We start from the raw sequence: 23,147 nt of genomic DNA on the forward strand, positions 1-23,147 counted from the left end.
ACAACCCTTGTGTGGCGGGAAATCTGCGCCTAGCATGGAGGGCAAATGTCAGCGTGGACGGGAGCTCATCATGGTCGGCACGAACTATCAGGAAACCTATTCGCGGAGCCTGGAGAAGCGGGACGAGTTTTGGCTGGAGGCCTCCAGGGCAGTGGCGTGGAGCAGGGAACCGTCTGAGGCGCTGGATGACTCGGCGGCCCCGCTGTACCGCTGGTTTCCAGATGGCATGCTGAACACCTCCTACAACGCCCTGGACCGCCACGTCGAAGCCGGCCGCGGTGACCAGGACGCCCTCATCTACGATTCCGCGATGCTGGGAATCAAACGCAGCTTCACCTACGCCGAGCTGACCGCACTCGTGGCACGCTTCGCCGGGGTGCTGCGCTCGCAGGGCGTGGGCAAGGGCGACCGCGTGGTCATCTACATGCCCATGATTCCCGAAGCAGCCATTGCCATGCTGGCGGCCGCGCGGCTGGGGGCGGTGCATTCAGTGGTGTTTGGCGGGTTCGCGCCGAAGGAGCTGGCAGCCCGGATTGACGACGCCAAGCCTTCCGTCATTGTCACCGCCTCGGGCGGCATCGAACCTTCCCGGCGGGTGGAGTATCTGCCTGCCGTTGCCGAAGCACTGGCACTGAGCAGCGCCGGCACGCTCCCGGTCATCGTCAAGAGCCGGGAAGGTTTCGCCACCGTATTGTCCGGCTACCCGGGATGGCTCGATTGGGACCAGGCAATGGAACAGTCGGTTCCTGCGGCCCCCGTCAACGTAGCCGCCACGGATCCGCTTTACATCCTTTACACCTCCGGCACCACTGGGACTCCCAAGGGAGTGGTGCGGGACAACGGCGGCCACGCAGTAGCCCTGTCCTGGACCATGGCGAACATCTACGACATTGGTCCCGGCGACGTGATGTGGACGGCATCGGATGTCGGCTGGGTGGTAGGCCACTCGTACATCGTTTACGGCCCCCTGCTGGCCGGCGCCACGACGGTGCTCTACGAAGGCAAGCCGGTGGGAACTCCCGACGCCGGCGCGTTCTGGCGTGTTGTCCAGGACCATCACGTGAATGTCCTCTTCACGGCACCTACTGCCCTCCGGGCGATCCGGAAGGCCGACCCGCAGGCCGCAGAGCTGGACCGCTACGACATCTCGAGCCTCCGGACGCTGTTCGCCGCCGGGGAACGGCTCGATACGGAGACGTACCGCTGGGCCGGCGCGGCGCTGGGCATCCCCGTGGTGGACCACTGGTGGCAGACCGAGACCGGCTGGGCGATTTGCGCCAACCCCCGCGGCTTGGAGGATTTGCCCTTCAAACCCGGTTCACCCACCGTGCCCATGCCCGGCTATGCCCTGAGTATCGTGGACGGTTCCGGCGAGCCGGTGGGGCAGGGGGAGGAGGGGAACATCGTCCTGGGGCTGCCGCTGCCTCCCGGCACCCTCACCACGCTCTGGCAGAACGATGAGCGCTACGTCTCCTCCTATCTGGCGGCTTTCGAGGGCAGCTACGTGACGGGCGACAGCGGCTACCGGGACGCCGATGGCTACGTCTTTGTGATGGGCCGCACCGATGACATCATCAACGTGGCCGGCCACCGGTTATCCACTGGTGCGATTGAGCAGGTCATCTCCAGCCACCCCGCTGTGGCGGAGTGCGCCGTGATCGGGGTGGCGGACCCCCTCAAGGGGCAGCGTGCCAGCGGCTACGTGGTGCTCAAAGCCGGAGTGGACACCGACGAAGCCGAGCTGGTCCGCGAGCTGGTTGCGCTGGTACGGAAGGATATTGGGCCCGTGGCCGACTTCAAACACGCAACCGTGGTGCAGGCCCTGCCCAAGACCAGGTCGGGCAAGATCCTGCGCAAGACAATGCGGCAGATCGCCGACGGCGACGAGTACGTTGTGCCCTCCACGATTGAGGACCCGGACGTGATCGGACAGTTGTTGGGCGTGCTGCGTCCGGACGGCGCCGCCTAGGACCGGTTCCAGCCGTATTCGTTCTCCGGACGCCCGGGCGTGCCGTAGCGGGGTGCCCGCGTGGCGGTGCCGGCGTCGGCAAGGTATTCGAGGTAGCGGCGGGCGGTCACCCGCGACATGCCCAGCGCAGTCATGACCTCAGTGGCCGAAACCGCGCTCCCTTGCTGTTTCAGGTACTCCTTGACGGAGTCGAGGGTGGAGCCGGACAGGCCTTTGGGCAACGGAAGTTCCGACGGCGCGCGGAGGCTTGCGAACGCCTGGTCCACTTCGCTCTGGGACGCCCCGGCCCTGCCCGCCCCGGAGGCCGGCGCCGCCAGCTGCTGCCGGAACAGCCGGTAGCTGCCCAGCTTGTCCGCAAACGTGGCATACGTGAAGGGCTTGATCAGGTACTGGACCACGCCGATGGCAACGGCGCTCCGGACGATCGCCACCTCGCGTACGGCCGTGATGGCGATGATGTCCGCCAGGATCCCCGCGGCCCGCATCCGGCGGGCAATGTCCAAGCCGTGCAGATCCGGGAGGTTCATGTCCAGCAGGACGAGCTCCACCGGTTGGCCGGCGGCCGTGAGTTCGGTCAGGAGCCTGAGCGCGGACTGGCCATCCGGTGCGGTACCTGCCAGCGAGAACCCGGGAATTCGGCCCACATAGGCAGCATGGGCGGCCGATGCCACCGGTTCGTCCTCCACCACGAGGACACGGATATCACTCACAGGACCTGCTCCTCTTGATCGATTCCGGTGGCCAGGGCCGGCAGGAAGACATGGAAGCGTGCGCCGTGCTTGCCTGTGATGGTCATGGTACCGTTCAGGCGCTGCACGGCCTGGCGGACGAGGGCCAGTCCGATGCCGCGTCCGAAAGGACCTGCTGCCTTGGTGCTGAAGCCGTGCCGGAAAATATCCTCCACGGCGGCCGGGTCCACGCCCGGGCCGGAATCCTCCACGGTGATGTCCAGGCCCTCGGCGTCGGACTCAACGGTCAGCTGCACCGACTTGGGTGCTGCGCCGTCCGCAGCCGCGTCGATGGCGTTGTCCAGCAGGTTTCCCAGGATGGTGACAAGGTCCTGCACAGCGAGGCCCGTGACTGACGCAGAGCCCTCGGCGGCGAGCGTCAGCTTGACGCCACGTTCATTCGCTTCGGCCGCCTTCCCCATGATCAGGGCGCTGAGCACAGGCTCGTCCACGGAGCTCACCATCTCATCCGTGAGCTGCTGGCTCAGTTCGAGGTCCTTGGTGGCGAATTCCAGGGCCTCCCGGGTGCGGCCCAGTTCCAGCAGTGAAACCATGGTGTGCAGGCGGTTGGCGTGCTCGTGGGTCTGGGCACGGAGGGCATTTGACAGTGTCCGCATCGTCTCCAGTTCACTGCCCAGTGACTCGATCTCCGTCCGGTCGCGGATGGTGGCAACCGTCCCGAAGACCGCGGGGCGGCGGATGCCGGGGGAGGCCGGGCCAACGGCCGGGCCCTGGTTCACCACAACGATCCGCGGACCCGTCAGGTGGATCTCGTCGTGGGCGGTCCGGCCCGATTCGAAGAGACCCTTCAGGCTCGGTGCCAGCGGGAGGTCCGCCAGCAGCGGTGGCCGTGAGGGGTCGTCGTCCGAGCCGCGCTGCTCCAGTCCCAGCAGGTCCGCGGCCTGGTCGTTGTACATCACCACCCTGCCCTTGGTGTCGATGAGGATGAGGCCCTCCCGGACGGAGTGAAGCACGGACTCGTAATAAGCGAACAGCTGCGCCAGTTGCTCCGGGCCCCAGCCCCGGGTCACGCGGCGCAAGTAACGGCCCAGCAGCCAGGAGGCCAGTGAACCGCCCACGAGCAGGGCCCCGCCGATGGCAAGCAGTGCCGGCAACCGGCCGGACAAGGCAACGTCGACAGTCCGGACGGTGACGCCGGCAGCCACGAGGGCCTTGACGTTGCCTGCAGCATCCTTGACCGGGACAACCGTCCGCACGGAAGGCCCCAGCGTGCCTGCCGTGACCTCGGTGAACACTTCCCCGCGCAGAGGAGCATCGATGGAACCGATGTACGGCTTGCCGAGTTCCTCATTCCGTGGATGTGTCCAGCGTGTCCTGTCCGGTGCCATGATCGTCACGAAATCCGCTCCGGAACCCGCCATGACGTCCAGCGCATAGGGCTGCAGCAGCGCCGTCGGATTCGGCGAGTCAGCAGCCTGCAGGACCAGGGGATTGGCGGCCACCGCGGCCGCCACCCCGGTCATCCGCCGCCCGGCTTCGTCATAGCTGCGGTCCCGGGCATCAACGTAGGTCGCAGTGCCCACGATCGCGGTGAAGGCAAGCACGATCAAGAGATTGGCCACAAACAGCCGGCGGGCGATACTCCAGCGGTGGATCATTTGTACCTTCCACGACCAATATGAACGCAACGGTGAGCTGGGTCACTGCGTACCCAATGATGGATATCACAACAGACTGACGCGATGGCCCAAAGACTGCGCCGCAGCGTCTACCAGATTATCCATAAGGAGACACATCTTGGCTTCTCAACGAGGAGAGTCAGCAGCGCCTGCAAAGGCCGCCCGCAAGGGGCTGGACAAATCGCACTACCTCTACATGGCCGTCATTGCCGCCGTCATTCTGGGAGCCGTCATCGGCCTGTTATTCCCTGAGGTCGGCAAGTCGCTGAAGCCACTGGGCGACGGCTTCATCAAGCTCATCAAGATGATGATTGCACCCATCATCTTCTGCACCATCGTCCTGGGCATCGGTTCTATCGCCAAAGCGGCCACGGTGGGCAAAGTGGGAGGCCTGGCGCTTGGGTACTTCTTAGTCATGTCCACCTTTGCGCTGGCCATCGGCCTGGTGGTGGGCAACCTCATCCACCCGGGTGAGGGGCTCAACCTGACGCCGTACGATCCCAACAAGAAGGCTGCCACGGACAGCACGGTGGACTTCCTGCTGGGGATCATCCCCAGTGATATCCCTGTCCTGCCCACCCTCCTCGCTGCCATCCTTGTCGGATTTGCCCTGCAGAAGATGGGTCCGCAGGGCGCTCCGATCCTTAAGGCCATCGGTCACGGCCAGGCACTCGTCTTCCGCATCCTCATCATGATTATGTGGCTCGCCCCGGTAGGCGCGTTCGGTGCCATCGCCGCTGTTGTCGGCGCCACGGGCTTCCAGGCAATCGTCAGCATGTTCACGCTGATGGTGGCGTTCTACATCACGTGTGCGCTGTTCATCGTGGTGATCCTGGGTGGCATCCTCCAGGTTGTGGCTGGTGTCAACATCTTCAAGCTCATGAAGTATCTGGCCCGTGAGTATCTGCTGATCTTCTCCACCTCATCCTCCGAGGCTGCGCTGCCGCGCCTCATCGCAAAGATGGAACACCTGGGTGTTTCCAAGCCGGTTGTCGGCGTCACCGTCCCCACTGGCTACTCCTTCAACCTGGACGGCACTGCCATCTACCTGACGATGGCGTCGCTGTTCGTGGCGAACGCGATGGGCATGTCGATGGATCTTGGAGCCCAGGTTTCCCTGCTGATCTTCATGATCATTGCCTCCAAGGGTGCCGCTGGCGTCACCGGTGCCGGCCTGGCCACCCTGGCTGCCGGACTCCAGGCACACGCGCCCCAGCTGCTGGGGGGCGTGGGCATGATTGTCGGCATCGACCGGTTTATGTCCGAGGCCCGTGCACTGACCAACTTCACCGGTAACGCCGTCGCTACCATCCTTATCGGGACCTGGGTCAAGGAGATCGACGGGCAGCAGGTTGTGGAAGTACTTTCAGGCCGCGCCCCGTTCGACGAGCAGACCATGATCGCAGGCCACGGCGTGCAGGCCGCTGACCAGGCCCAGCCGCCGGCCCTGGCCAACGCCTAGCCGCAGCGCTCGCTGAAACCCTTACGAACAACCACAAACCGCTTGTGCAGCCTCGGCTGCGCAAGCGGTTTGTGCGTTCGGAAGACTAACCTTCTACCTCTAGTAGAAGGTAAAGGCTCAAAATGTACACAAAGTCAAGTTCCCTCGAATACCGTGTCGGGGCCTGTAGCCTAGGTGAAAAGCAGGATCGGCGCTGGATCATCAGCGGCAGGAAAAATCACCGTCATCGAAAGTGTGGATAGATACGTGAGCAGCGAGCAGGGTTCGGCAACTCTGGAAGGCACGGAACTCGATCTGGAAGACGCCGTGATGGGTCCCACCGGGCGCCCCCACCGCGAATTTCCGGAACCCGCGCCGCTGTCGTCCCACGGTCCCGCACGCGTGATCGCCATGGTCAACCAAAAGGGTGGCGTTGGCAAGACCACGTCCACCATCAACCTGGCGGCGGCCCTGGCCGAGTACGGCCGCAGGGTCCTGCTGGTGGACTTTGACCCCCAAGGTGCACTGTCGGCCGGTCTGGGAATCAATCCCCACGAACTGGACCTGACTGTCTACAACGTCCTGATGGACCGCAAGGTGGATATCCGCGATGCCATCCACCAGACCGGCGTCGAAAACGTCGATCTGCTGCCCGCTAATATCGACCTCTCCGCCGCCGAGGTTCAGCTTGTCAACGAGGTTGCCCGCGAACAGGTCCTGGACCGGGCGTTGAAGAAAGTTGAGGACGACTACGACGTCGTCCTCATTGACTGCCAGCCGTCGCTTGGCCTGCTGACCGTCAATGCCCTCACTGCCGCGCACGGCGTGATCATCCCGCTGATTTGTGAGTTCTTCGCCCTCCGTGCGGTTGCCCTGCTGGTGGAAACCATCGACAAAGTCCAGGACAGGCTCAATCCCCGTCTGCAGGTGGACGGCGTCCTGGCCACCATGTACGACGCCCGCACCCTGCACAGCCGCGAAGTCATCAGCCGCCTGGTGGAAGCCTTCGGTGACAAGGTGTTCGAGACCGTCATCAAGCGCTCCATCAAGTTCGCCGACGCCACTGTCGCCGCCGAACCGATCACCAGCTACGCAGGGAACCACATCGGCGCGGATGCCTACCGCCGCCTGGCCAAGGAACTGATTTCCCGCGGCGGCGCACCCTAGCCAGGCCATGGCTGAGTCCAAGCCCGGCTTTGAGGTGCGGCTGGCCAACTTCACGGGTCCGTTTGACCTCCTGCTGGGTCTCATCGCCAAGCATCAGCTCGACATTACCGAGGTGGCAATCGCCACTGTCACTGATGAGTTCATCAAGTACATCAGGAAGCTCCAGAAGCTGGGGGAGGAATGGGCGCTGGACGAAGCCAGCGAATTCCTCGTCATTGCGGCCACGCTTTTGGACCTCAAGGCGGCTCGGCTGCTGCCGGCCGGCGAGGTGGAGGATGACGAGGACATCGCCCGGCTGGAGGCCCGTGACCTGCTGTTTGCCCGGCTGCTGCAGTACAAGGCGTTCAAGCAGGTTGCCGCGCTGATGGCCGAACGCCTTGAGCAGGAGGCGCAGCGGTTTCCGCGCCAGGTTGCCTTGGAGGAGCACTTTGCCGCCATGCTTCCGGAGCTGGTCTGGAAACATACGCCGCAGCAATTCGCGCGCCTGGCCGATGCGGCCCTGCAGCCAAAGGCGCCCAAGCCCATTGAGGTGGGCCTGGCACACCTTCACGGCAGTGCCGTCAGCGTCAAGGAGCAGGCCGAGATCCTGGGCCTGCGGCTTCAGTTGGGAAAGCCCCTGTCCTTCCGGGCGCTGATTGCCGACGCCGAGTCCACGCTGGTGGTGGTGGCCCGTTTCCTGGCGTTGCTGGAAATGTTCCGTGACAGGGCAGTCTCCTTCGACCAGCTCGCGCCGCTGGGCGACCTCACGGTGCACTGGATGGCAGACGGCAAAGACTGGTCGACAGAAAATTTGAGTGAAGAGTATGAGGAGCAACCGTGACTGAGCACCTTTCAGCCACCCCGCCGGCCCCTGCCATTGAGGATGGCACACAGGAATATCCGGATGTCCACGGACTCCCGGGAGGCGCCAAGGCCGCCCTCGAAGCGGTCCTGATGGTCCTGGACCAGCCTGCCACTGCCACGGAACTCGCCACGGGCCTTGATCTGACAGTCGCTGTCGTCGAGCAGTTGCTTGCGGAACTGCAGCGGGAGTATAGCGGCTATACTGTTAAAGCCCCGGACATGGACGACGCCAGCGTTGCTGGCTTCAGCTCCAGCCCCCGGGGTTTTGAATTGCGGAGCATCGCCGGTGGCTGGCGGATCTATTCCCGCGCAGACTTCGCCGACATTGTGGGCCGGTTTGTGCTTGAGGGTCAGACGGCCAGGCTGACGCAGGCGGCACTGGAAACACTTGCCGTCATCGCGTATCGCCAGCCTGTCTCCAGAGCCAGGGTGTCCGCAATTCGGGGAGTCAATGTCGATTCTGTCGTACGGACACTGACCCAGCGCGGGCTGATCGAAGATTCGGGAAACGATCCCGAGTCGGGAGCCATCCTCTACCGGACTACATCGTATTTCCTGGAACGGATGGGAATCGGGTCCGTGGCGGAACTGCCGCAGCTTTCACCCCATCTTCCGGGGCTTGAGGGCATCGCGGAGTTCTACGACGCCGACAGAATGTAGGCGGGACTATCCCGGCTGCGCACAACAGTTTTCATCAGGGCAGATAAATTCTGCATGGCTGGCTAGGGTTGTTCTTGGACAACTTGCCGGTCAACATATCGAAGGACGGGTCATGACACAGGCGGGACGCCAGGGTTCACCACGTAACAGTTCGGGACGCAACAGTTCAGAACGCAATGCCGGACAAGGCGGCGCGAGCCGCAGTACACCGGCCAGCCGCAGTTCAGCGGCGAGCGGCAATACAGCGGCGAGCCGCAACCCGGCGGCAGGCCGTAACCCTGCCCAGGGCGGCAGCGGCCGCCCCAGCGCGGCGGGTGGCGGATTCCGTGCCGGCGCCGGCAAGCGAAACGCCGGTTTCGGCGGCGGCGACCGGCCTTACAAGGCACCGAAGCCGCGCGAAGAGCCGTTCGTTGATCCCGGCGATGCCCCTGCATCTCCGGCTGGCCGCGGGGAATCCGACTGGAAGCCCGCCGCAGCCTCATCGCGGAAGCCGGCTGCCCGGAAGCCGGCTGCCCGGAAGCCGGGCGCTAAAAAAGCGCCGGGCACTCCCGGGGCGCTCAAGCCCAAGCCACGCGCCGGCAAGCCGGGGGCAGCAGCCTCACGTGCGTTTGGCAGCGAACGTTTCGGCCAGAACCTTGGCCCCGTGCGCAAGCCTTCCCGCAAGCGCGGCCCCCGCGGTGACGTTCCGCAGTCTGAGATGCACGACGCCGACGGCACCCGCCTGCAGAAGGTCATGGCCCAGGCAGGCGTGGCCTCGCGCCGCGTCTGTGAGGAAATGATCGCCGAAGGCCGCGTAGAAGTTGACGGCCAGGTGGTCACCGAGCTTGGTGTCCGCGTGGATCCCAAGACGGCAGTCATCCACGTGGACGGCCTGCGCATCCAGCTGGACGAAAACCTCGTTTACATGGTGTTCAACAAGCCCAAGGGCGTGGTGTCCACCATGGAGGACCCCGACGGACGGCCCTGCATCAGTGATTTTGTGCGGAAGACCCATCAGGGCGAACGCCTGTTCCATGTGGGCAGGCTTGACGTCGCCACTGAGGGCCTGCTGCTGCTCACGAACGACGGCGAGCTGGCAAACCGCCTGACCCACCCGTCTTACGAGGTGCCCAAGACCTACCTGGTCCAGGTCCGCGGTCCCTTCCCACAGGGAATCGGTGCCCAGCTCAAGGAAGGCGTGGAACTCGAAGACGGCTTCGCCAACGTGGACTCGTTCAAGCTGGTGGACTCCACCCCGGGCCACGTCCTGATTGAAGTTGTGCTGCACTCCGGCAAAAACCGGATTGTCCGGCGTTTGTTTGATGCTGTTGGCTTCCCGGTCCTGCGCCTGGTGCGCGTCAAGGTAGGCCCCATTGGCCTGGGCGACCAGCGCCAGGGCAGCATCCGCAACCTTGGCAAGCAGGAAGTCGGCCACCTGCTGGCATCCGTAGGGCTCTGACGCATGTCCGCATTTCGCTCACACGGGCGCGGACACCTCAACGGTCCGGTCGTGGTGATTGGCACCGGCCTGCTCGGTACCAGCATCGGGCTGGGCCTTCGGGGGCGCGGCGTGCCGGTGTTTCTCTCGGATCCGTCGCCCACCAACCAGGCCGTTGCCATGGACATCGGCGCCGGCCAGCCGTTGAACCATCTCGGTGATGAGTCGCCTGAGCTGGTGGTGGTGGCGGCACCGCCGGATGTGACAGCCACTGTTGTGGCGCAGGCGCTGACTGACTACCCGGAATCCGTGGTGGTGGACATCGCGAGCGTCAAAGCCGCCATCCTGGCGGAGCTGCAGGGAAGCGGCGCGGACATATCCCGTTATGTGGGTACCCACCCTATGGCGGGACGCGAAAAGTCCGGTCCCGTTGCGGCCCGCGGTGAGCTCTTCACGTCCATGCCGTGGGTCATTTGCCCCGGCCCGGAATCATCCGCGGCTGCCGTGCAGACGGCGCGTTCGCTGGCAACCGATCTCGGAGCGGTAGTTTCGGAGTTCACGGCCGACGAACACGACCAGGCCGTGGCCCTCGTCTCGCACCTGCCCCAGGTCATGTCTTCGCTGCTGGCCAGCCGGCTGCAGGGGACACCGCTTCACGCACTGTCCCTTGCAGGCAATGGCCTGCGGGACGTTACCCGGATCGCCGCCAGCGACCCCAAACTGTGGGTCCAGATCCTGGGCGGCAACGCGGCGAAGGTGGTGGAGATCCTCTACGGTGTTCGCGAGGACCTGAACCGGCTCATAGGCACCCTGGAGGAACCCCTTGCGCCGGGTGCCAGGCTGGACCTGGCCCAACTCATCAGCGAAGGCAACGCCGGGCAGGCCCGCATCCCGGGCAAGCACGGCGGACCGCCGCAGGCGTACGCCTGGCTGACGGTCCTTGTTGACGACAAGCCGGGCCAGATCGCCAGGCTCCTGACCGAAATCGGTGAGATCGGCGTCAACGTGGAAGACCTAAGGCTGGACCATTCGTCCGGGCAGAACGTGGGAATGGTGGAACTCTCCGTGCTGCCGAACAAGCATGACCACTTGATCGAAGCACTCAACGACCGCGGATGGCGGGTACTGCAGTAATGACACAGGAACTTCTTGACACCGTTCCGGCCTTGCGCGTCGGCAGGCCACTGGTGGTGGCCATCGACGGGCCCTCCGGCTCCGGCAAATCCAGTGTCAGCAGGGAAGTGGCCCGCAGGTTGCACCTTGCCTACCTGGACACCGGCGCCATGTACCGTGCACTCACCTGGTTCTGCGTCACCGGCGGAATCGATCTCGCCGATGCCGCCGCCGTCGAGCAGGCAGCCCGGGACCTCGTCCTGGACCTGAGCACCACGCCCCAGGCGGAATATGTGCGCGTGGGCGGGACAGACGTCACCGAGGCCATCCGCGAGCCAGCCATTTCGTCGGCGGTCAGTGCGGTGGCCACCACCTTGGGCGCCCGGACCGAACTGATCCGCCGGCAGCGTGAACTCATCGAGAAGCACCACCGCCGCATGGTGGTGGAAGGGCGTGACATCACTACCGTCGTCGCGCCCGGCGCCGAAGTCCGGATGCTGCTGACCGCCAGCGAGGAAGCACGGCTCCGCCGCCGCGGCATCCAGCTGGGCGGCACGCAGAACGCGGAGCAGCTGGCCGCCCAGGTGACCCAGCGCGACGCCAAGGATTCCACGGTGGTGAACTTCACGCAGGCTGCCGACGGCGTGGTCACGCTCGATTCGTCAGACCTGGACTTTACCGAAACCGTTGATGCCGCCCTGGTGATCGTGACGAAGGTCCTCAACCGTGACTGACCGGGCCAAGCTTCCCTCCGGCCTGACCATGGCCTGGAGCCGGCCCGTCGGCTGGTTCCTGGACCATGTGGTGTACCGGACATCCGTCACCGGCAAGCACAACGTCCCCACCGGCGGGCCGGTTATTTTTGCCGGCAACCACATCAGCTTCCTGGACGGGCCGGTGATGTTCGGCGCGTCGCCGCGCCCCATGCACATCCTCGTTAAGAAAGAGATGTTCAAAGGCTTCCTGGGCGGTGTCCTCCACGCCGCCGGCCAGCTCCCGGTGGACCGTTCCGGGGACCGGGCAGCACTGCTGTTGGGCAAGGACGTGCTCGACGCCGGCCGCTGCATTGGGATTCTCCCGGAAGGCACGCGCGGGAGCGGGCAGGCGACGGACATCAACAACGGGGTCGCCTGGCTGGCCCTGAACTCGGGGGCTCCCGTGGTTCCGGTGGCGATCCTCGGCACCCGGACCGGCAGCGAACACCTCGACACCGTCCCCAGGCCGGGGCGGCGTTTTCACGTCAGCTTCGGCAACGCCCTGACTCTTAGCCGCAACCCCGGCGAATCCGGCCGTGCTTCAATGGACAGAGCGGGATTGGAAATCCGCGCTGCGCTGGCGGGGCACGTCCAGGAGACCATCGAACACAGTGGGCAGCCGTTGCCCCACGCGGATTCCCGCACGAACTTCACAGCAGTAGCCGGGACGCCGGCAGATGACCACTTAAGGAAAGTGCAATGAGCGATACGACTCAAACATCCGGCCCCTCCGGCGCCGGCGAAGACGAATACACGCCCGCCGGCACGGACCAGGTGGCCGAGCGGCTGGCGGCCATTGGCGATGACGAAGCGGAGCTTCGCGCCGCCTCGCTCCGGGCCGGCCTGGCGGACTACGACCTCGATGAGGACGATGCCGCCCTGCTGAGCGGGGACTATGACGACGAGGACTTCGACGGCCCGGTTAAGCTCGACCCCGTCCTGGCCATCATCGGCCGCCCCAACGTGGGCAAGTCCACACTGGTGAACCGCATCCTGGGCCGCCGTGAAGCCGTTGTGGAAGATACCCCCGGTGTGACGCGCGACCGCGTGATGTACTCGGCGCACTGGAACGGGCGCAACTTCACCCTGGTGGACACCGGTGGCTGGGAGCACGATGCCCGCGGCATCCATGCACGTGTCGCCGAACAGGCTGAAATGGCCGTGGAACTCGCCGACGCCGTGCTCTTTGTGGTCGATTCGGCCGTGGGGGCCACGGCCACGGACGAGGGCGTTATGAAGATGCTCCGCCGCAGCAAGAAGCCGGTCATCATGGTCGCCAATAAGGTGGATGACTTCGCCCAGGAGGCTGACTCCGCCACCCTGTGGGGCTTGGGCTTCGGCGAGCCCTACCCCGTCTCGGCCCTGCACGGCCGCGGCGTGGCAGACCTCCTGGACCACGTCATGGACACCCTGCCGGAGTTCTCCACCATTGAGGGCCTGGAACGCTCCGGCGGACCGCGTCGCATCGCACTGATCGGCCGCCCCAACGTGGGCAAGTCGTCGCTGCTGAACAAGCTGGCCGGCTCCGAGCGCGTGGTGGTGGACAACACCGCCGGTACTACCCGGGATCCCGTGGATGAATTCATTGACCTGGGTGGCCGCACCTGGCGCTTTGTGGACACGGCTGGCATCCGCCGCCGCCAGCACATGGCGCAGGGCGCCGACTACTACGCCTCGCTGCGTACGCAGGCCGCCCTCGAAAAGGCGGAGGTCGCCGTCGTGCTCCTCGCGGTGGATGAGGTGCTCAGCGAGCAGGATGTCCGCATCCTGCAGCTGGCCATCGAGTCCGGCCGCGCCCTGGTGCTGGCCTTCAACAAGTGGGACCTGCTCGACGACGAACGCCGCACCTACCTGGAACGGGAAATTGAGCAGGACCTGGCTCACGTGGCCTGGGCGCCCCGGGTCAACATTTCGGCGCTGACCGGTTGGCACAAGGACCGCCTGGTTCCCGCCCTGGACCTTGCCCTGGAAAGCTGGGACAAGCGCATCCCCACCGGCAGGCTCAATGCCTTCCTCGGCGAACTGGTGGCAGCGCACCCGCACCCGGTCCGTGGCGGAAAGCAGCCGCGCATCCTCTTCGGCACGCAGGCATCGAGCCGGCCGCCCAAGTTCGTGCTGTTCACCACCGGATTCCTGGACCCCGGTTACCGCCGCTTCATCACCCGCAGGCTGCGTGAGACCTTCGGTTTCGAAGGCACCCCCATCGAGGTCAACATGCGCGTGCGCGAAAAACGCGGCAAGCAGCGTTAATTACGACACACCGGGGGCGTGCGGGTGGCAAAGTGTCACCGGCACCCTCCGGGATCGTGTAAGCTTTTCAAGGTGGTTCGGCCGGACTGCTGAGTTGAAATCCTGGGTAACACTGGGAGTAAACGCAGCGGAGAACGGCGGAACTGACGGGCTGTAGCGCAGCTTGGTAGCGCACTTGACTGGGGGTCAAGGGGTCGCAGGTTCAAATCCTGTCAGCCCGACCAAAGCAGAAGCGCCCCGGAGAAATTTTCTCCGGGGCGCTTCTGCTTTGTGCCGTTCCAGCGGGAATTCCGGCAGAGATTCCAGTCGACACTCCGGACAGAACCGCCTGGCCCCCATTGATGACGGCCGGCGTTCCTACTTCAGGAACCTGGACGTCCTGCGGTCCGCCAGGATCTTTCCGTGCGTCTGGCAGGTGGGGCAGTACTGCAGGGCCGTGTCCGCGAAGGATACTTCCCGGACGGTATCGCCACAGACCGGGCAAGCCTCCCCGGTCCGGGCATGGACCCGCATGTGGCTGCGCTTAACGTCTTTGAGTTCGCTGGGCGGCTTCCCTGCGGCCTCGGCCAGCGCCGTTCCCAGGACGCTGTGGATCGCGTCATACAGAACCTGCACCGTAGCGTGGTCCAGGGACTTGGCGATGGCGAAGGGGGAAATCCTGGCCGCATGCAGGATTTCGTCGCTGTAGGCGTTGCCGATCCCGGCAATAACGCTTTGGCTCCGCAGGAGGCCCTTGATCTGCTGGGAACTGGAGCCGAGAATTTCAGCCAGCGTATCGGCGTCGAACCTGTCGCTGAAGGGGTCCGGGCCGAGGGCGGCAATGCCCGGCACATTCCGGGGATCACGTACAACGTAGACTGCCAGGCTCTTCTTGGTCCCGGCCTCGGTGAGATCCATGCCGTGGCGGCCGGCCGGGCCGGTAAAGGTGAGCCTGACGGCGATGTGGCTCTTGCCCAGCCGGAGTTGCGTGTCGGTGGGGGAGTCGGTGAAACGGACCCAGCCAGCCCTGGCAAGGTGGAAGACGAAGGAAGGCCCGTCGGTGTCGATGCAGACGAACTTCCCGAACCGCCTTACACCGGCGACGGTGCTCCCCTCCAGCGCGCTGAAAGGCGGATCCGCGGTCTTCAGGACCGCGAAAGAGACGATCTGGACCTTCTGCACCACGGATCCGCGCAGTTGTCCGTCCAGGAATCCGGCCAAGCCTGCAACCTCCGGTAGTTCCGGCACGGCACTACCTGCGGTCAGTTTCCTGTGGCTGTGATCTCATGCGTCCCATCATGTCAGAACCATCCTCGAACGCCCGTGGACTTGTGCCTATACTTTCAGCGGCGGCTTGTTTCCCAGGCCCCGTTGACATTGGTGATTGACCCGATGAAAGGCCCCTGATGAGCAACATTCCCGAAGACCTGTCCTACACCGCCGAACACGAGTGGGTAACCGCACCGAATGCTGACGGCGTGGTCCGTGTGGGCATTACTGATTTCGCCCAGGACGCACTCGGAGATGTTGTTTACGCCCAGATGCCTGAGGCAGGCAGCAAAGTCACCGCGAACGAAGTGGTGGGTGAGGTGGAATCCACCAAGAGCGTCAGCGACATTTACGCCCCGGTGAGCGGCGAAGTGGTTGCCCGCAACGAATCCCTCGACACGGACTCGGCCCTGATCAACACTGATCCGTATGGTGATGGCTGGCTGATCGAGATCAAGCTCGCCGAAGCCGACGCCGTGGACTCATTGCTCAGTGCATCCGAGTACGAACAGCAGGTAGGCTGAACATAACGGGTTCATCCGGTCCGGCCAGCGGGCGTCGTCGCACGTCATTGGCCGGATGCGGGCCCGCGTCGGAACTGCGCGGTGTTTCCCGCAGCAAATGTTGAATGCAGTCGTGTGAGCTGCAGCGAAAGAGGAGGAAGCCCATGGTTGGCCACAAAAAGGACCATGCCGAAAATGATTACGGCACAGGTGCGGCCAGGGCTTCGGAGACCACCTCGATCCATCTCACCCCTGTCACTGACGAACCGACCATCGCTCCCCGGCTGTCCACCGAAGAACGGTCCTCCGTCGAGGCGCTGCCGGCCGGATCTGCGCTCCTGGTTGCCCACAGCGGACCGAATGCCGGCGCCCGCTTCCTGCTTGACTCCGACACCACCACGGCCGGCCGGCACCCGGACGCCGATATTTTCCTTGATGACGTCACCGTTTCGCGGCGCCACGTGGAGTTCCGCCGCACGCCGCGAAGCTTCGAAGTGGTGGACACCGGCAGCCTGAACGGCACCTACGTCAACCACGACCGCGTGGACAGTGTCGAGCTCAAATCCGGGAACGAAGTCCAGATCGGCAAGTTCCGCCTCACCTTCTACCTGAGCCCTGCCCGCGCAGCAGGCCGAGCCTGATTCAGGGACAGTTGCCTGTGGCAATGGCACAACCTGAACGCAGGGGACCCCAAATCCTGAACATCGGGGARGTCCTCGCCCAACTCAGCGCCGACTTCCCGGGTATGAGTGCGTCGAAAATCAGGTTCCTTGAGGAAAAGGGACTCATCAATCCGCGCCGGACCCCCGCTGGATACCGGCAATACGCAGAGAGCGATGTTGAGCGCCTCCGCTTTGTGCTTGCCCTGCAACGCGATCAGTACCTTCCCCTTAAGGTCATCAAGGACTACCTTGATGCGATTGACAGGGGAGAACGCCCCGAAAACCTGCCGCCCGGCGTCGTGGTTTCGCCTCGGATCGTCTCCGAGGAACTGGCAGCGGAGCTCCAAAACCGTGGACGGAAATTCAGCGAAGAGCAGCTGAGGGCCGAGTCCGGCGCGAGCGTCCCGCTGCTCCAGTCGCTGCTGAGCTTTGGCCTCATCAGCCACAGCAACGGCAAGTTTGATGAGCATGCGCTCCAAGTGGCCAGGGCATGTGTGCAGTTGGAAGGGCACGGCCTGGAGCCGCGCCACCTGCGTCCTTTCCAGGCCGCCGCGGAACGCGAATTTGGGCTCGTGGAGCGGGCAGTTGCCCCGTTGGCGTCCCGGCGCGATTCCGCTTCCCAGGCGCGGGCAGCCGAAGCAGCCCGCGAAATTTCCGACCTTTGCCTGGTCCTGCACCGTGCCCTGGTGCAGGACCGCATCTCCCGTATGGACATCTGATGATCGAAGTCGAGATCGTAGGCGTTCGCATCGAACTGCCTTCCAACCAGCCGCTGGTCCTTCTGCGTGAGATGCATGGTGAGCGCCACGTGCCCATTTGGATTGGAACGCCGGAAGCCAGCGCCATCGCCCTCGCCCAGCAAGGGGTAGTCCCGCCGCGTCCCATGACCCACGACCTCCTGGTGGACGTTGTGGAGTCCCTCGGGCATTCAGTTGTCAGCGTGAACATCGTCGCCGTCGAGGACAACATCTTCTACGGTCAACTCCAGTTTGAGAACGGCACCACCGTCAGTTCCCGCGCTTCAGACGCCCTCGCCATCGCGCTGCGGGCAAAGTGCCGCATCTGGTGCGCTGATTCGGTGATGGATGAGGCCGGGGTCCGCATCACCGAACACGATGAGGGCGAGGATACCGAGCCGGGCCCCACGGTGGACGAAGAGCGGGAGCTGCGGCAATTCCGCGAGTTCCTGGATGACGTGGAACCGGAGGATTTCGACGGCTGAGGTCTCATTAAGGTTAAAGTTGAGGCTGAAAGTTCCGACACGCCTTCGGGATCGGTTCAAGGTCTTTGACCTGCGGCCTCCGCGGGCCTAACGTCGAAGGTATCAAGCTCCCATTGCTTACAGCAGCCGCGCAAGTCACACTGTAAAAGTACGACCCCCGCGAATTACACACATGGACTTCATGCGTGCACTGGCTGGTGCAGTGGTCCCCGGGAGCTTATATGAAGGAGGTTCAGGTGAGTCCCAAAGGCGAAGCAGGCGGACTGAAGCAGCCCACGACGACCGGTATGGCTGTGCCCGCGAGCGGTGCCCAGGGGCTCCTGTTTACCGAAGACCTCCCTGTCCTTGACGAAGACGCAGGCTACCGCGGCCCAACGGCCTGCAAAGCCGCGGGCATCACGTACCGCCAGTTGGACTACTGGGCGCGTACCGGCCTGGTTGAGCCCGCCGTCCGCGGTGCTGCCGGCTCGGGCTCGCAGCGGCTTTATGGTTTCCGGGACATCCTGGTACTCAAAGTAGTCAAGCGCCTGCTGGACACCGGTGTTTCGCTTCAGCAGATCCGGTCGGCCGTGGAACACCTGCGCGAACGCGGCGTGGAGGATCTGGCACAGATCACGCTCATGAGCGACGGCGCCAGCGTCTACGAATGCACGTCCGCCGATGAAGTAATTGACCTTGTCCAGGGCGGCCAAGGCGTCTTCGGCATCGCTGTGGGCCGGGTCTGGCGTGAGGTCGAGGGTAGCCTGGCTTCCCTGCCCAGCGAACACGCGGCAGTGCAGTCCTTTCCCGACGACGAGCTGAGCAAACGGCGTGCGGCACGTAAAATAAGCTGACATAAGGCAGAAAAAGAGGCCACCCCGGTCTGAAATGTTCAGGCCGGGGTGGCCTCTCTTATGTCCGGGATCGTGTCCGTAAGGATCAGCGCTGGGTACGGTTGCGCAATCCGCTGCCAGCCGCGAGAAGGTTGACCAGCAGGGCATCGAACAGTGCCGCAGAGGTTTTGGCCGACTCTCCCGGCCAGTGGTGCACAGGGTGGGCGGCACCCTGGATCTGCTGCCAGTTCGCCTGCTCGGGAATCCGCGGGCTCAACAGCAGCTCGCCGAACATGGACTCCATCTCGGCGAGCCGGTAGGTGTGTTCGGACGAGCCGGTCCGTACGCGGTTGGCGATGATGCCCGCGGGAGAAAGGTTGGGGGCGAATTCCTGCTTGAAGAGCTGGATGGCGCGCATGGTCCGCTCCGTGCCGGCCACGGAAAAGAGCCCGGGCTCGGCCACGAGTGCCACCTTGTCGCTCGCGGACCAGGCCATCCGGGTCAGTCCGTTCAGGGATGGCGGGCAGTCGATGAGGACCAGGTCATAACGATCGGAACCGGCCAGGACTGACGAGAGCCGGCGGAGGTCGCGGCGGCCAAGGTCCGGACGGTCGTAGATGCCGGTATACGCGGAGCCCACGGCGACGTCCAGTACTGCCGGTCCGGATCCGTTCGCGTGCGTCCGTGCGGTCCAGGAACTGACCGCTACGTTCTCAGCCAGCTTGGCGCGGCGCGGGCTCTTAAGCATCCTGCCGATGTCCAGCTGGTCGCCGGGCTGGACGCCGAGGGCTGTGGTCGCGTCTGCATGGGGATCCAGGTCCACCACGAGTGTGGGAATGCCCGCGGCAAGCGCCGCAGACGCCAATCCTGTGGTGACGGAAGTCTTGCCGACTCCGCCCTTGAGGCTGCTGATGCTGACTACTTGCACTTGTGAGACCAAAACCTAACGCCGGATGCCGTGTTGGGGGTAATGTTTGCTCCGGAAGTGCCGAAGCCGGGCGGCCCCTGCCGCCGTACTCATCATATGTGGCCATGCCGGCGATTACCGCCTTAAGGGAGGCCGACATGGCTTCGCGGTGAGGTCAGCGGCCGGAATATGCGAGCGTCCGTCGATTCACGCGGGACATGACGGAAGTTTTTGTGACTGTGGCCACAATGATTTGTGTTTGTCCGCACAGTTCTTAGACACTGTCACCACCTATCGATACACCGGCGATGATGCAGGAGAAGTATGTTTTCCAAGATTCTGGTGGCCAACCGCGGAGAAATCGCGATCAGGGCCTTTCGCGCCAGCTACGAGCTGGGCGCCAAGACCGTTGCTGTCTTTCCCAACGAGGACCGCAACTCGATCCACCGCCAGAAGGCCGACGAGGCGTATCTGATCGGCGAAGAGGGGCACCCCGTCCGCGCCTACCTTGACGTTGCCGAGGTGGTGCGGGTGGCCAAGGAATCCGGGGCCGACGCCATCTACCCCGGATACGGCTTCCTCTCGGAAAACCCCGGCCTGGCCCGCGCCGCCAAGGAGGCGGGCATCACTTTTGTCGGGCCGCCGGCCGAGGTGCTGGAACTGGCCGGTAACAAGGTGGCAGCGCTGAAGGCCGCACGTGAAGCAGGCGTACCTGTCCTGAAGTCGAGCGAACCGTCCAAGGACGTGGACGAACTGATCGCGGCTGCCGACGAGATCGGGTTCCCCATCTTTGCCAAGGCCGTGGCTGGCGGTGGCGGCCGCGGCATGCGCCGCGTGGACACACGCGAGGCCCTGCCCGAAGCACTGCAGGCGGCAATGCGCGAGGCGGATGCGGCCTTCGGCGATCCCACGATGTTCCTGGAGCAGGCAGTTCTCCGCCCCCGTCACATTGAGGTGCAGATCCTGGCGGACGCTGAGGGGAACGTTATGCACCTGTTCGAGCGTGACTGCTCCATCCAGCGACGTCACCAGAAGGTCATTGAGATCGCGCCCGCGCCCAACCTGGACGAAGGGATCCGCCAGGCGCTTTACCGCGACGCCGTGACGTTCGCCAAAGCCCTGAACTACGTCAACGCCGGAACCGTCGAGTTCCTGGTGGACACGGTCGGCGAACGGGCGGGCCAGCACGTCTTCATTGAAATGAACCCCCGCATCCAGGTGGAACACACTGTCACGGAGGAAGTGACCGACGTCGACCTGGTGCAGGCTCAGCTGCGGATCGCGGCCGGCGAAACCCTCGCGGACCTGGGCCTGTCGCAGGAGACGGTCAAGCTCCGGGGCGCAGCTCTGCAATGCCGCATCACCACCGAGGACCCTGCCAACGGTTTCCGTCCCGACGTCGGGAAGATCACCGGTTACCGCTCCGCGGGCGGCGCCGGTGTAAGGCTCGACGGCGGCACCGTTTACTCAGGTGCCGAGATCAGCCCCCACTTCGACTCCATGCTGGTGAAACTGAGCTGCCGTGGCCGCGATTACCCGGCGGCTGTTGCCCGGGCCCGCCGTGCTCTCGCCGAATTCCGCATCCGGGGCGTATCCACCAACATCCCGTTTTTGCAGGCCGTGCTGGACGATCCGGACTTCATTGCCGGTGATGTGGCCACCAACTTCATTGACGAGCGTCCCCAGCTCCTGAAGGCCCGGGTCTCTGCTGACCGCGGAACCAAGCTGCTGACCTGGCTGGCCGAAGTGACAGTCAACAAGCCCAACGGCGAGCTCACCGTACACTCGGATCCGGCGGCGAAGCTGCCTGCCGTTGGCGATCTGCAGCCGGTGGCCGGTTCCCGCCAGCGTCTCCAGGAGCTCGGCCCGGAAGGTTTCGCCAAGGCACTGCGGGAGCAGACGGCCGTCGCGGTCACTGACACCACCTTCCGCGACGCCCACCAGTCGCTCCTTGCCACCCGGGTACGGACCCGTGACCTGGTGGCGGCCGGCCCGGCAGTCACCGCGCTGCTGCCGGAGCTCCTGTCCGTTGAAGCCTGGGGCGGCGCCACCTACGACGTAGCATTGCGCTTCCTGGGCGAGGACCCCTGGGACCGCCTGGCGGCCCTCCGGAAGGCACTGCCCAACGTCTGCCTGCAAATGTTGCTGCGGGGCCGGAACACCGTTGGTTACACACCGTACCCGGAAGAGGTGACCGAGGCTTTCGTCAACGAAGCTGCGGCCACCGGAATCGACATTTTCCGCATCTTTGACGCGCTCAATGACGTGAACCAGATGGCGCCTGCCATCCGTGCTGTCCGGGCCACCGGAACTGCAGTGGCCGAGGTGGCCCTGTGCTACACCGGCGACTTGCTGAACCCGGACGAGAAGCTCTACACCCTGGATTACTACCTGGAACTCGCGCAGCGGATCGTGGACGCCGGCGCCCACATCCTGGCCATCAAGGACATGGCCGGCCTGCTGCGGCCGGCGGCCGCGGCCAAGCTGGTGTCCGCCCTGCGCGAGCGTTTCGACCTTCCGGTCCACCTCCACACCCACGACACCGCAGGCGGGCAGCTGGCTACCCTGATGGCTGCAGTTGACGCCGGCGTGGACGCTGTGGACGTCGCGTCGGCCTCCCTGGCCGGCACCACCAGCCAGGTCTCGGCTTCTGCGCTCGTGGCGGCACTGGCCCACACCCCGCGGGACACCGGCCTGGACCTGGACGCAGTCAGCTCACTGGAGCCGTACTGGGAAGCCGTTCGCCGTGTCTATGCACCGTTCGAGTCGGGCCTGCCGGGCCCCACCGGCCGGGTCTACAAGCACGAGATCCCGGGCGGCCAGCTGTCCAACCTGCGCCAGCAGGCCATGGCGCTGGGACTGGGCGAGCGCTTCGAGGCGATCGAGGACATGTACACCGCGGCGGACCGGATCCTCGGCCGCCTGGTGAAGGTCACGCCGTCGTCAAAGGTTGTGGGCGATCTTGCCCTGCACCTGGTGGGACTCAACGCCGATCCGGCCGACTTCAACGAGAACCCGCAAAACTACGACATCCCCGACTCCGTCATCGGGTTCCTGTCCGGTGAACTCGGCGACCCGCCAGGAGGCTGGCCGGAACCGTTCCGTACCAAGGCACTCCAGGGGCGCAGCATCAAGGTCCGCGATGTTGAGCTCAGCCCCGAGGACAGCGCCGCGCTCAAGGGCGATTCCAAGGCCCGGCAGCGTACCCTGAACCGGCTGCTCTTCGACGGTCCCACCAAGGACTACCTCAAGAGCGTGGAAACCTACGGCAACATCTCTGTGCTCGACACCCGCGATTACCTCTACGGCCTCCAGCGTGGCGCCGAGCACGAGATCCAGCTCGAAAAGGGTGTCCGGTTGATTGCTTCGCTGGAGGCCGTCTCCGAGCCGGACGAAAAGGGCATGCGCACGGTGATGTGCACGCTGAACGGGCAGTCCCGGCCCGTCGTCGTCCGTGACCGTTCCGTGGTGAGCAACGTCAAGGCTGCCGAGAAGGCGGATCCTGCCCAGCAGGGCCACGTCGCCGCGCCGTTCGCGGGCGCTGTCACGGTGACGGTGAAGGCCGGCGATACGGTCAAGGCCGGTGACACCGTGGCCACCATTGAAGCGATGAAGATGGAAGCATCCATCACGACGCCGGTGGGCGGCAAGGTTTCCCGCCTCGCCATTTCAGCGGTGGAGCAGGTCCAGGGCGGTGACCTGCTCCTGGTAGTGGAGTAAGGCCCCCTACCAGCATCGCGGGGTCACTTCCCGCCCAATAAACACGGTTTATCGGGCGGGAAGTGACCCCGCGATCGTTGTCCCGCGTCA

Annotated in this window: 20 protein-coding genes and 1 tRNA gene; 17 read left to right on the top strand and 4 right to left on the bottom strand. The window is 64.7% G+C overall.

Going from position 1 to position 23,147, the window contains the following annotated elements; translation table 11 throughout:
* Positions 1–70: 70 nt before the first annotated feature.
* Positions 71–1,969, top strand: coding sequence for an acetate--CoA ligase (locus AC1DIM_RS17405; RefSeq protein ID WP_477711754.1), 1,899 nt, complete (start codon positions 71–73; stop codon positions 1,967–1,969).
* On the opposite strand, the gene AC1DIM_RS17410 is transcribed toward AC1DIM_RS17405, so the two are convergent.
* Both AC1DIM_RS17410 and AC1DIM_RS17415 read right to left on the bottom strand, forming a co-directional pair.
* On the bottom strand, positions 1,966–2,679 hold the full coding sequence (locus AC1DIM_RS17410; RefSeq protein WP_477711755.1) for a response regulator: 714 nt from the start codon (positions 2,677–2,679) through the stop codon (positions 1,966–1,968). The genes AC1DIM_RS17405 and AC1DIM_RS17410 overlap by 4 nt on opposite strands.
* Entirely contained in the window at positions 2,676–4,316 is a 1,641-nt protein-coding gene (locus AC1DIM_RS17415; protein WP_477711756.1) for a sensor histidine kinase, read from the bottom strand. Before AC1DIM_RS17415 ends, AC1DIM_RS17410 begins: the two co-directional genes overlap by 4 nt.
* Positions 4,317–4,455: 139 nt before the next feature.
* On the opposite strand from AC1DIM_RS17415, the gene AC1DIM_RS17420 reads away from it, so the two are divergent.
* From AC1DIM_RS17420 to AC1DIM_RS17465, 10 genes are all read left to right on the top strand, one after another.
* On the top strand, positions 4,456–5,799 hold the full coding sequence (locus tag AC1DIM_RS17420) for a cation:dicarboxylate symporter family transporter (protein WP_477711757.1): 1,344 nt from the start codon (positions 4,456–4,458) through the stop codon (positions 5,797–5,799).
* 246 nt (positions 5,800–6,045) lie between these two features.
* Complete coding sequence (locus AC1DIM_RS17425; protein ID WP_477711758.1) at positions 6,046–6,945, top strand: ParA family protein; 900 nt, start codon at positions 6,046–6,048, stop codon at positions 6,943–6,945.
* A gap of 7 nt (positions 6,946–6,952) precedes the next feature.
* On the top strand, positions 6,953–7,765 hold the full coding sequence (locus tag AC1DIM_RS17430) for a segregation and condensation protein A (RefSeq protein ID WP_477711759.1): 813 nt from the start codon (positions 6,953–6,955) through the stop codon (positions 7,763–7,765).
* 35 nt (positions 7,766–7,800) lie between these two features.
* Positions 7,801–8,448, top strand: coding sequence for an SMC-Scp complex subunit ScpB (gene scpB / locus AC1DIM_RS17435; protein WP_477711779.1), 648 nt, complete (start codon positions 7,801–7,803; stop codon positions 8,446–8,448).
* A 112-nt stretch (positions 8,449–8,560) separates the two neighbouring features.
* Complete coding sequence (locus AC1DIM_RS17440) at positions 8,561–9,886, top strand: pseudouridine synthase (protein ID WP_477711760.1); 1,326 nt, start codon at positions 8,561–8,563, stop codon at positions 9,884–9,886.
* A gap of 3 nt (positions 9,887–9,889) precedes the next feature.
* Complete coding sequence (locus AC1DIM_RS17445) at positions 9,890–10,999, top strand: prephenate dehydrogenase (protein WP_477711761.1); 1,110 nt, start codon at positions 9,890–9,892, stop codon at positions 10,997–10,999.
* Positions 10,999–11,712 (top strand): (d)CMP kinase, encoded by a 714-nt coding sequence (cmk, locus tag AC1DIM_RS17450; protein WP_477711762.1) that lies wholly within the window; start codon positions 10,999–11,001, stop codon positions 11,710–11,712. Before AC1DIM_RS17445 ends, cmk begins: the two co-directional genes overlap by 1 nt.
* A gap of 28 nt (positions 11,713–11,740) precedes the next feature.
* Positions 11,741–12,436, top strand: a complete 696-nt coding sequence (locus tag AC1DIM_RS17455; RefSeq protein WP_477711780.1) for a lysophospholipid acyltransferase family protein — start codon at positions 11,741–11,743, stop codon at positions 12,434–12,436.
* Positions 12,433–13,983 carry a ribosome biogenesis GTPase Der gene (der, locus tag AC1DIM_RS17460; RefSeq protein ID WP_477711763.1) on the top strand — a complete coding sequence of 517 codons (1,551 nt, stop codon included), beginning with the start codon at positions 12,433–12,435 and terminating at the stop codon, positions 13,981–13,983. Before AC1DIM_RS17455 ends, der begins: the two co-directional genes overlap by 4 nt.
* Positions 13,984–14,130: 147 nt before the next feature.
* Positions 14,131–14,207: transfer RNA gene (locus AC1DIM_RS17465), tRNA-Pro, on the top strand.
* 133 nt (positions 14,208–14,340) lie between these two features.
* Here AC1DIM_RS17465 and AC1DIM_RS17470 read toward each other — a convergent pair.
* Positions 14,341–15,210, bottom strand: a complete 870-nt coding sequence (locus AC1DIM_RS17470; protein WP_477711764.1) for an Fpg/Nei family DNA glycosylase — start codon at positions 15,208–15,210, stop codon at positions 14,341–14,343.
* A gap of 158 nt (positions 15,211–15,368) precedes the next feature.
* Between AC1DIM_RS17470 and gcvH the strand changes: the two genes are divergently transcribed.
* The 5 genes from gcvH to AC1DIM_RS17495 all read left to right on the top strand — a co-directional run bounded on the left by gcvH (position 15,369) and on the right by AC1DIM_RS17495 (position 18,451).
* Positions 15,369–15,755: a glycine cleavage system protein GcvH gene (gcvH, locus tag AC1DIM_RS17475; RefSeq protein ID WP_190988958.1), complete on the top strand. Its 387-nt coding sequence runs from the start codon at positions 15,369–15,371 to the stop codon at positions 15,753–15,755.
* 143 nt (positions 15,756–15,898) lie between these two features.
* Positions 15,899–16,375 carry an FHA domain-containing protein gene (locus tag AC1DIM_RS17480; protein WP_477711765.1) on the top strand — a complete coding sequence of 159 codons (477 nt, stop codon included), beginning with the start codon at positions 15,899–15,901 and terminating at the stop codon, positions 16,373–16,375.
* A gap of 23 nt (positions 16,376–16,398) precedes the next feature.
* Positions 16,399–17,115 (top strand): transcriptional regulator FtsR, encoded by a 717-nt coding sequence (gene ftsR / locus AC1DIM_RS17485; protein ID WP_477711766.1) that lies wholly within the window; start codon positions 16,399–16,401, stop codon positions 17,113–17,115.
* A complete protein-coding gene (locus AC1DIM_RS17490; RefSeq protein WP_477711767.1) occupies positions 17,115–17,618 on the top strand; it encodes a bifunctional nuclease family protein in 504 nt (167 codons plus the stop codon). The genes ftsR and AC1DIM_RS17490 overlap by 1 nt, the downstream gene beginning before the upstream one ends.
* Positions 17,619–17,854: 236 nt before the next feature.
* Positions 17,855–18,451: a MerR family transcriptional regulator gene (locus tag AC1DIM_RS17495; protein ID WP_477711768.1), complete on the top strand. Its 597-nt coding sequence runs from the start codon at positions 17,855–17,857 to the stop codon at positions 18,449–18,451.
* Positions 18,452–18,536: 85 nt separating this feature from the next.
* On the opposite strand, the gene AC1DIM_RS17500 is transcribed toward AC1DIM_RS17495, so the two are convergent.
* Positions 18,537–19,358, bottom strand: a complete 822-nt coding sequence (locus AC1DIM_RS17500) for a ParA family protein (protein WP_477711769.1) — start codon at positions 19,356–19,358, stop codon at positions 18,537–18,539.
* 303 nt (positions 19,359–19,661) lie between these two features.
* Here AC1DIM_RS17500 and AC1DIM_RS17505 point away from each other — a divergent pair, with 303 nt between their 5' ends.
* Complete coding sequence (locus tag AC1DIM_RS17505) at positions 19,662–23,057, top strand: pyruvate carboxylase (RefSeq protein ID WP_477711770.1); 3,396 nt, start codon at positions 19,662–19,664, stop codon at positions 23,055–23,057.
* The last annotated feature ends 90 nt before the right edge of the window (positions 23,058–23,147 follow it).

The organism is Pseudarthrobacter sp. 01T43, assembly GCF_056398665.1.

Excerpts from the sequence above, each read along its gene's own strand:
- AC1DIM_RS17440 (WP_477711760.1), top strand. The coding sequence starts at position 8,561 with ATGACACAGGCGGGACGCCAGGGTTCACCACGTAACAGTTCGGGACGC.
- AC1DIM_RS17490 (WP_477711767.1), top strand. The coding sequence starts at position 17,115 with ATGATCGAAGTCGAGATCGTAGGCGTTCGCATCGAACTGCCTTCCAAC.
- cmk (WP_477711762.1), top strand. The coding sequence starts at position 10,999 with ATGACACAGGAACTTCTTGACACCGTTCCGGCCTTGCGCGTCGGCAGG.
- AC1DIM_RS17415 (WP_477711756.1), bottom strand. The coding sequence starts at position 4,316 with ATGATCCACCGCTGGAGTATCGCCCGCCGGCTGTTTGTGGCCAATCTC.
- der (WP_477711763.1), top strand. The coding sequence starts at position 12,433 with ATGAGCGATACGACTCAAACATCCGGCCCCTCCGGCGCCGGCGAAGAC.
- AC1DIM_RS17445 (WP_477711761.1), top strand. The coding sequence starts at position 9,890 with ATGTCCGCATTTCGCTCACACGGGCGCGGACACCTCAACGGTCCGGTC.
- AC1DIM_RS17455 (WP_477711780.1), top strand. The coding sequence starts at position 11,741 with ATGGCCTGGAGCCGGCCCGTCGGCTGGTTCCTGGACCATGTGGTGTAC.
- AC1DIM_RS17430 (WP_477711759.1), top strand. The coding sequence starts at position 6,953 with ATGGCTGAGTCCAAGCCCGGCTTTGAGGTGCGGCTGGCCAACTTCACG.
- AC1DIM_RS17505 (WP_477711770.1), top strand. The coding sequence starts at position 19,662 with ATGTTTTCCAAGATTCTGGTGGCCAACCGCGGAGAAATCGCGATCAGG.
- AC1DIM_RS17405 (WP_477711754.1), top strand. The coding sequence starts at position 71 with ATGGTCGGCACGAACTATCAGGAAACCTATTCGCGGAGCCTGGAGAAG.
- AC1DIM_RS17480 (WP_477711765.1), top strand. The coding sequence starts at position 15,899 with ATGGTTGGCCACAAAAAGGACCATGCCGAAAATGATTACGGCACAGGT.
- gcvH (WP_190988958.1), top strand. The coding sequence starts at position 15,369 with ATGAGCAACATTCCCGAAGACCTGTCCTACACCGCCGAACACGAGTGG.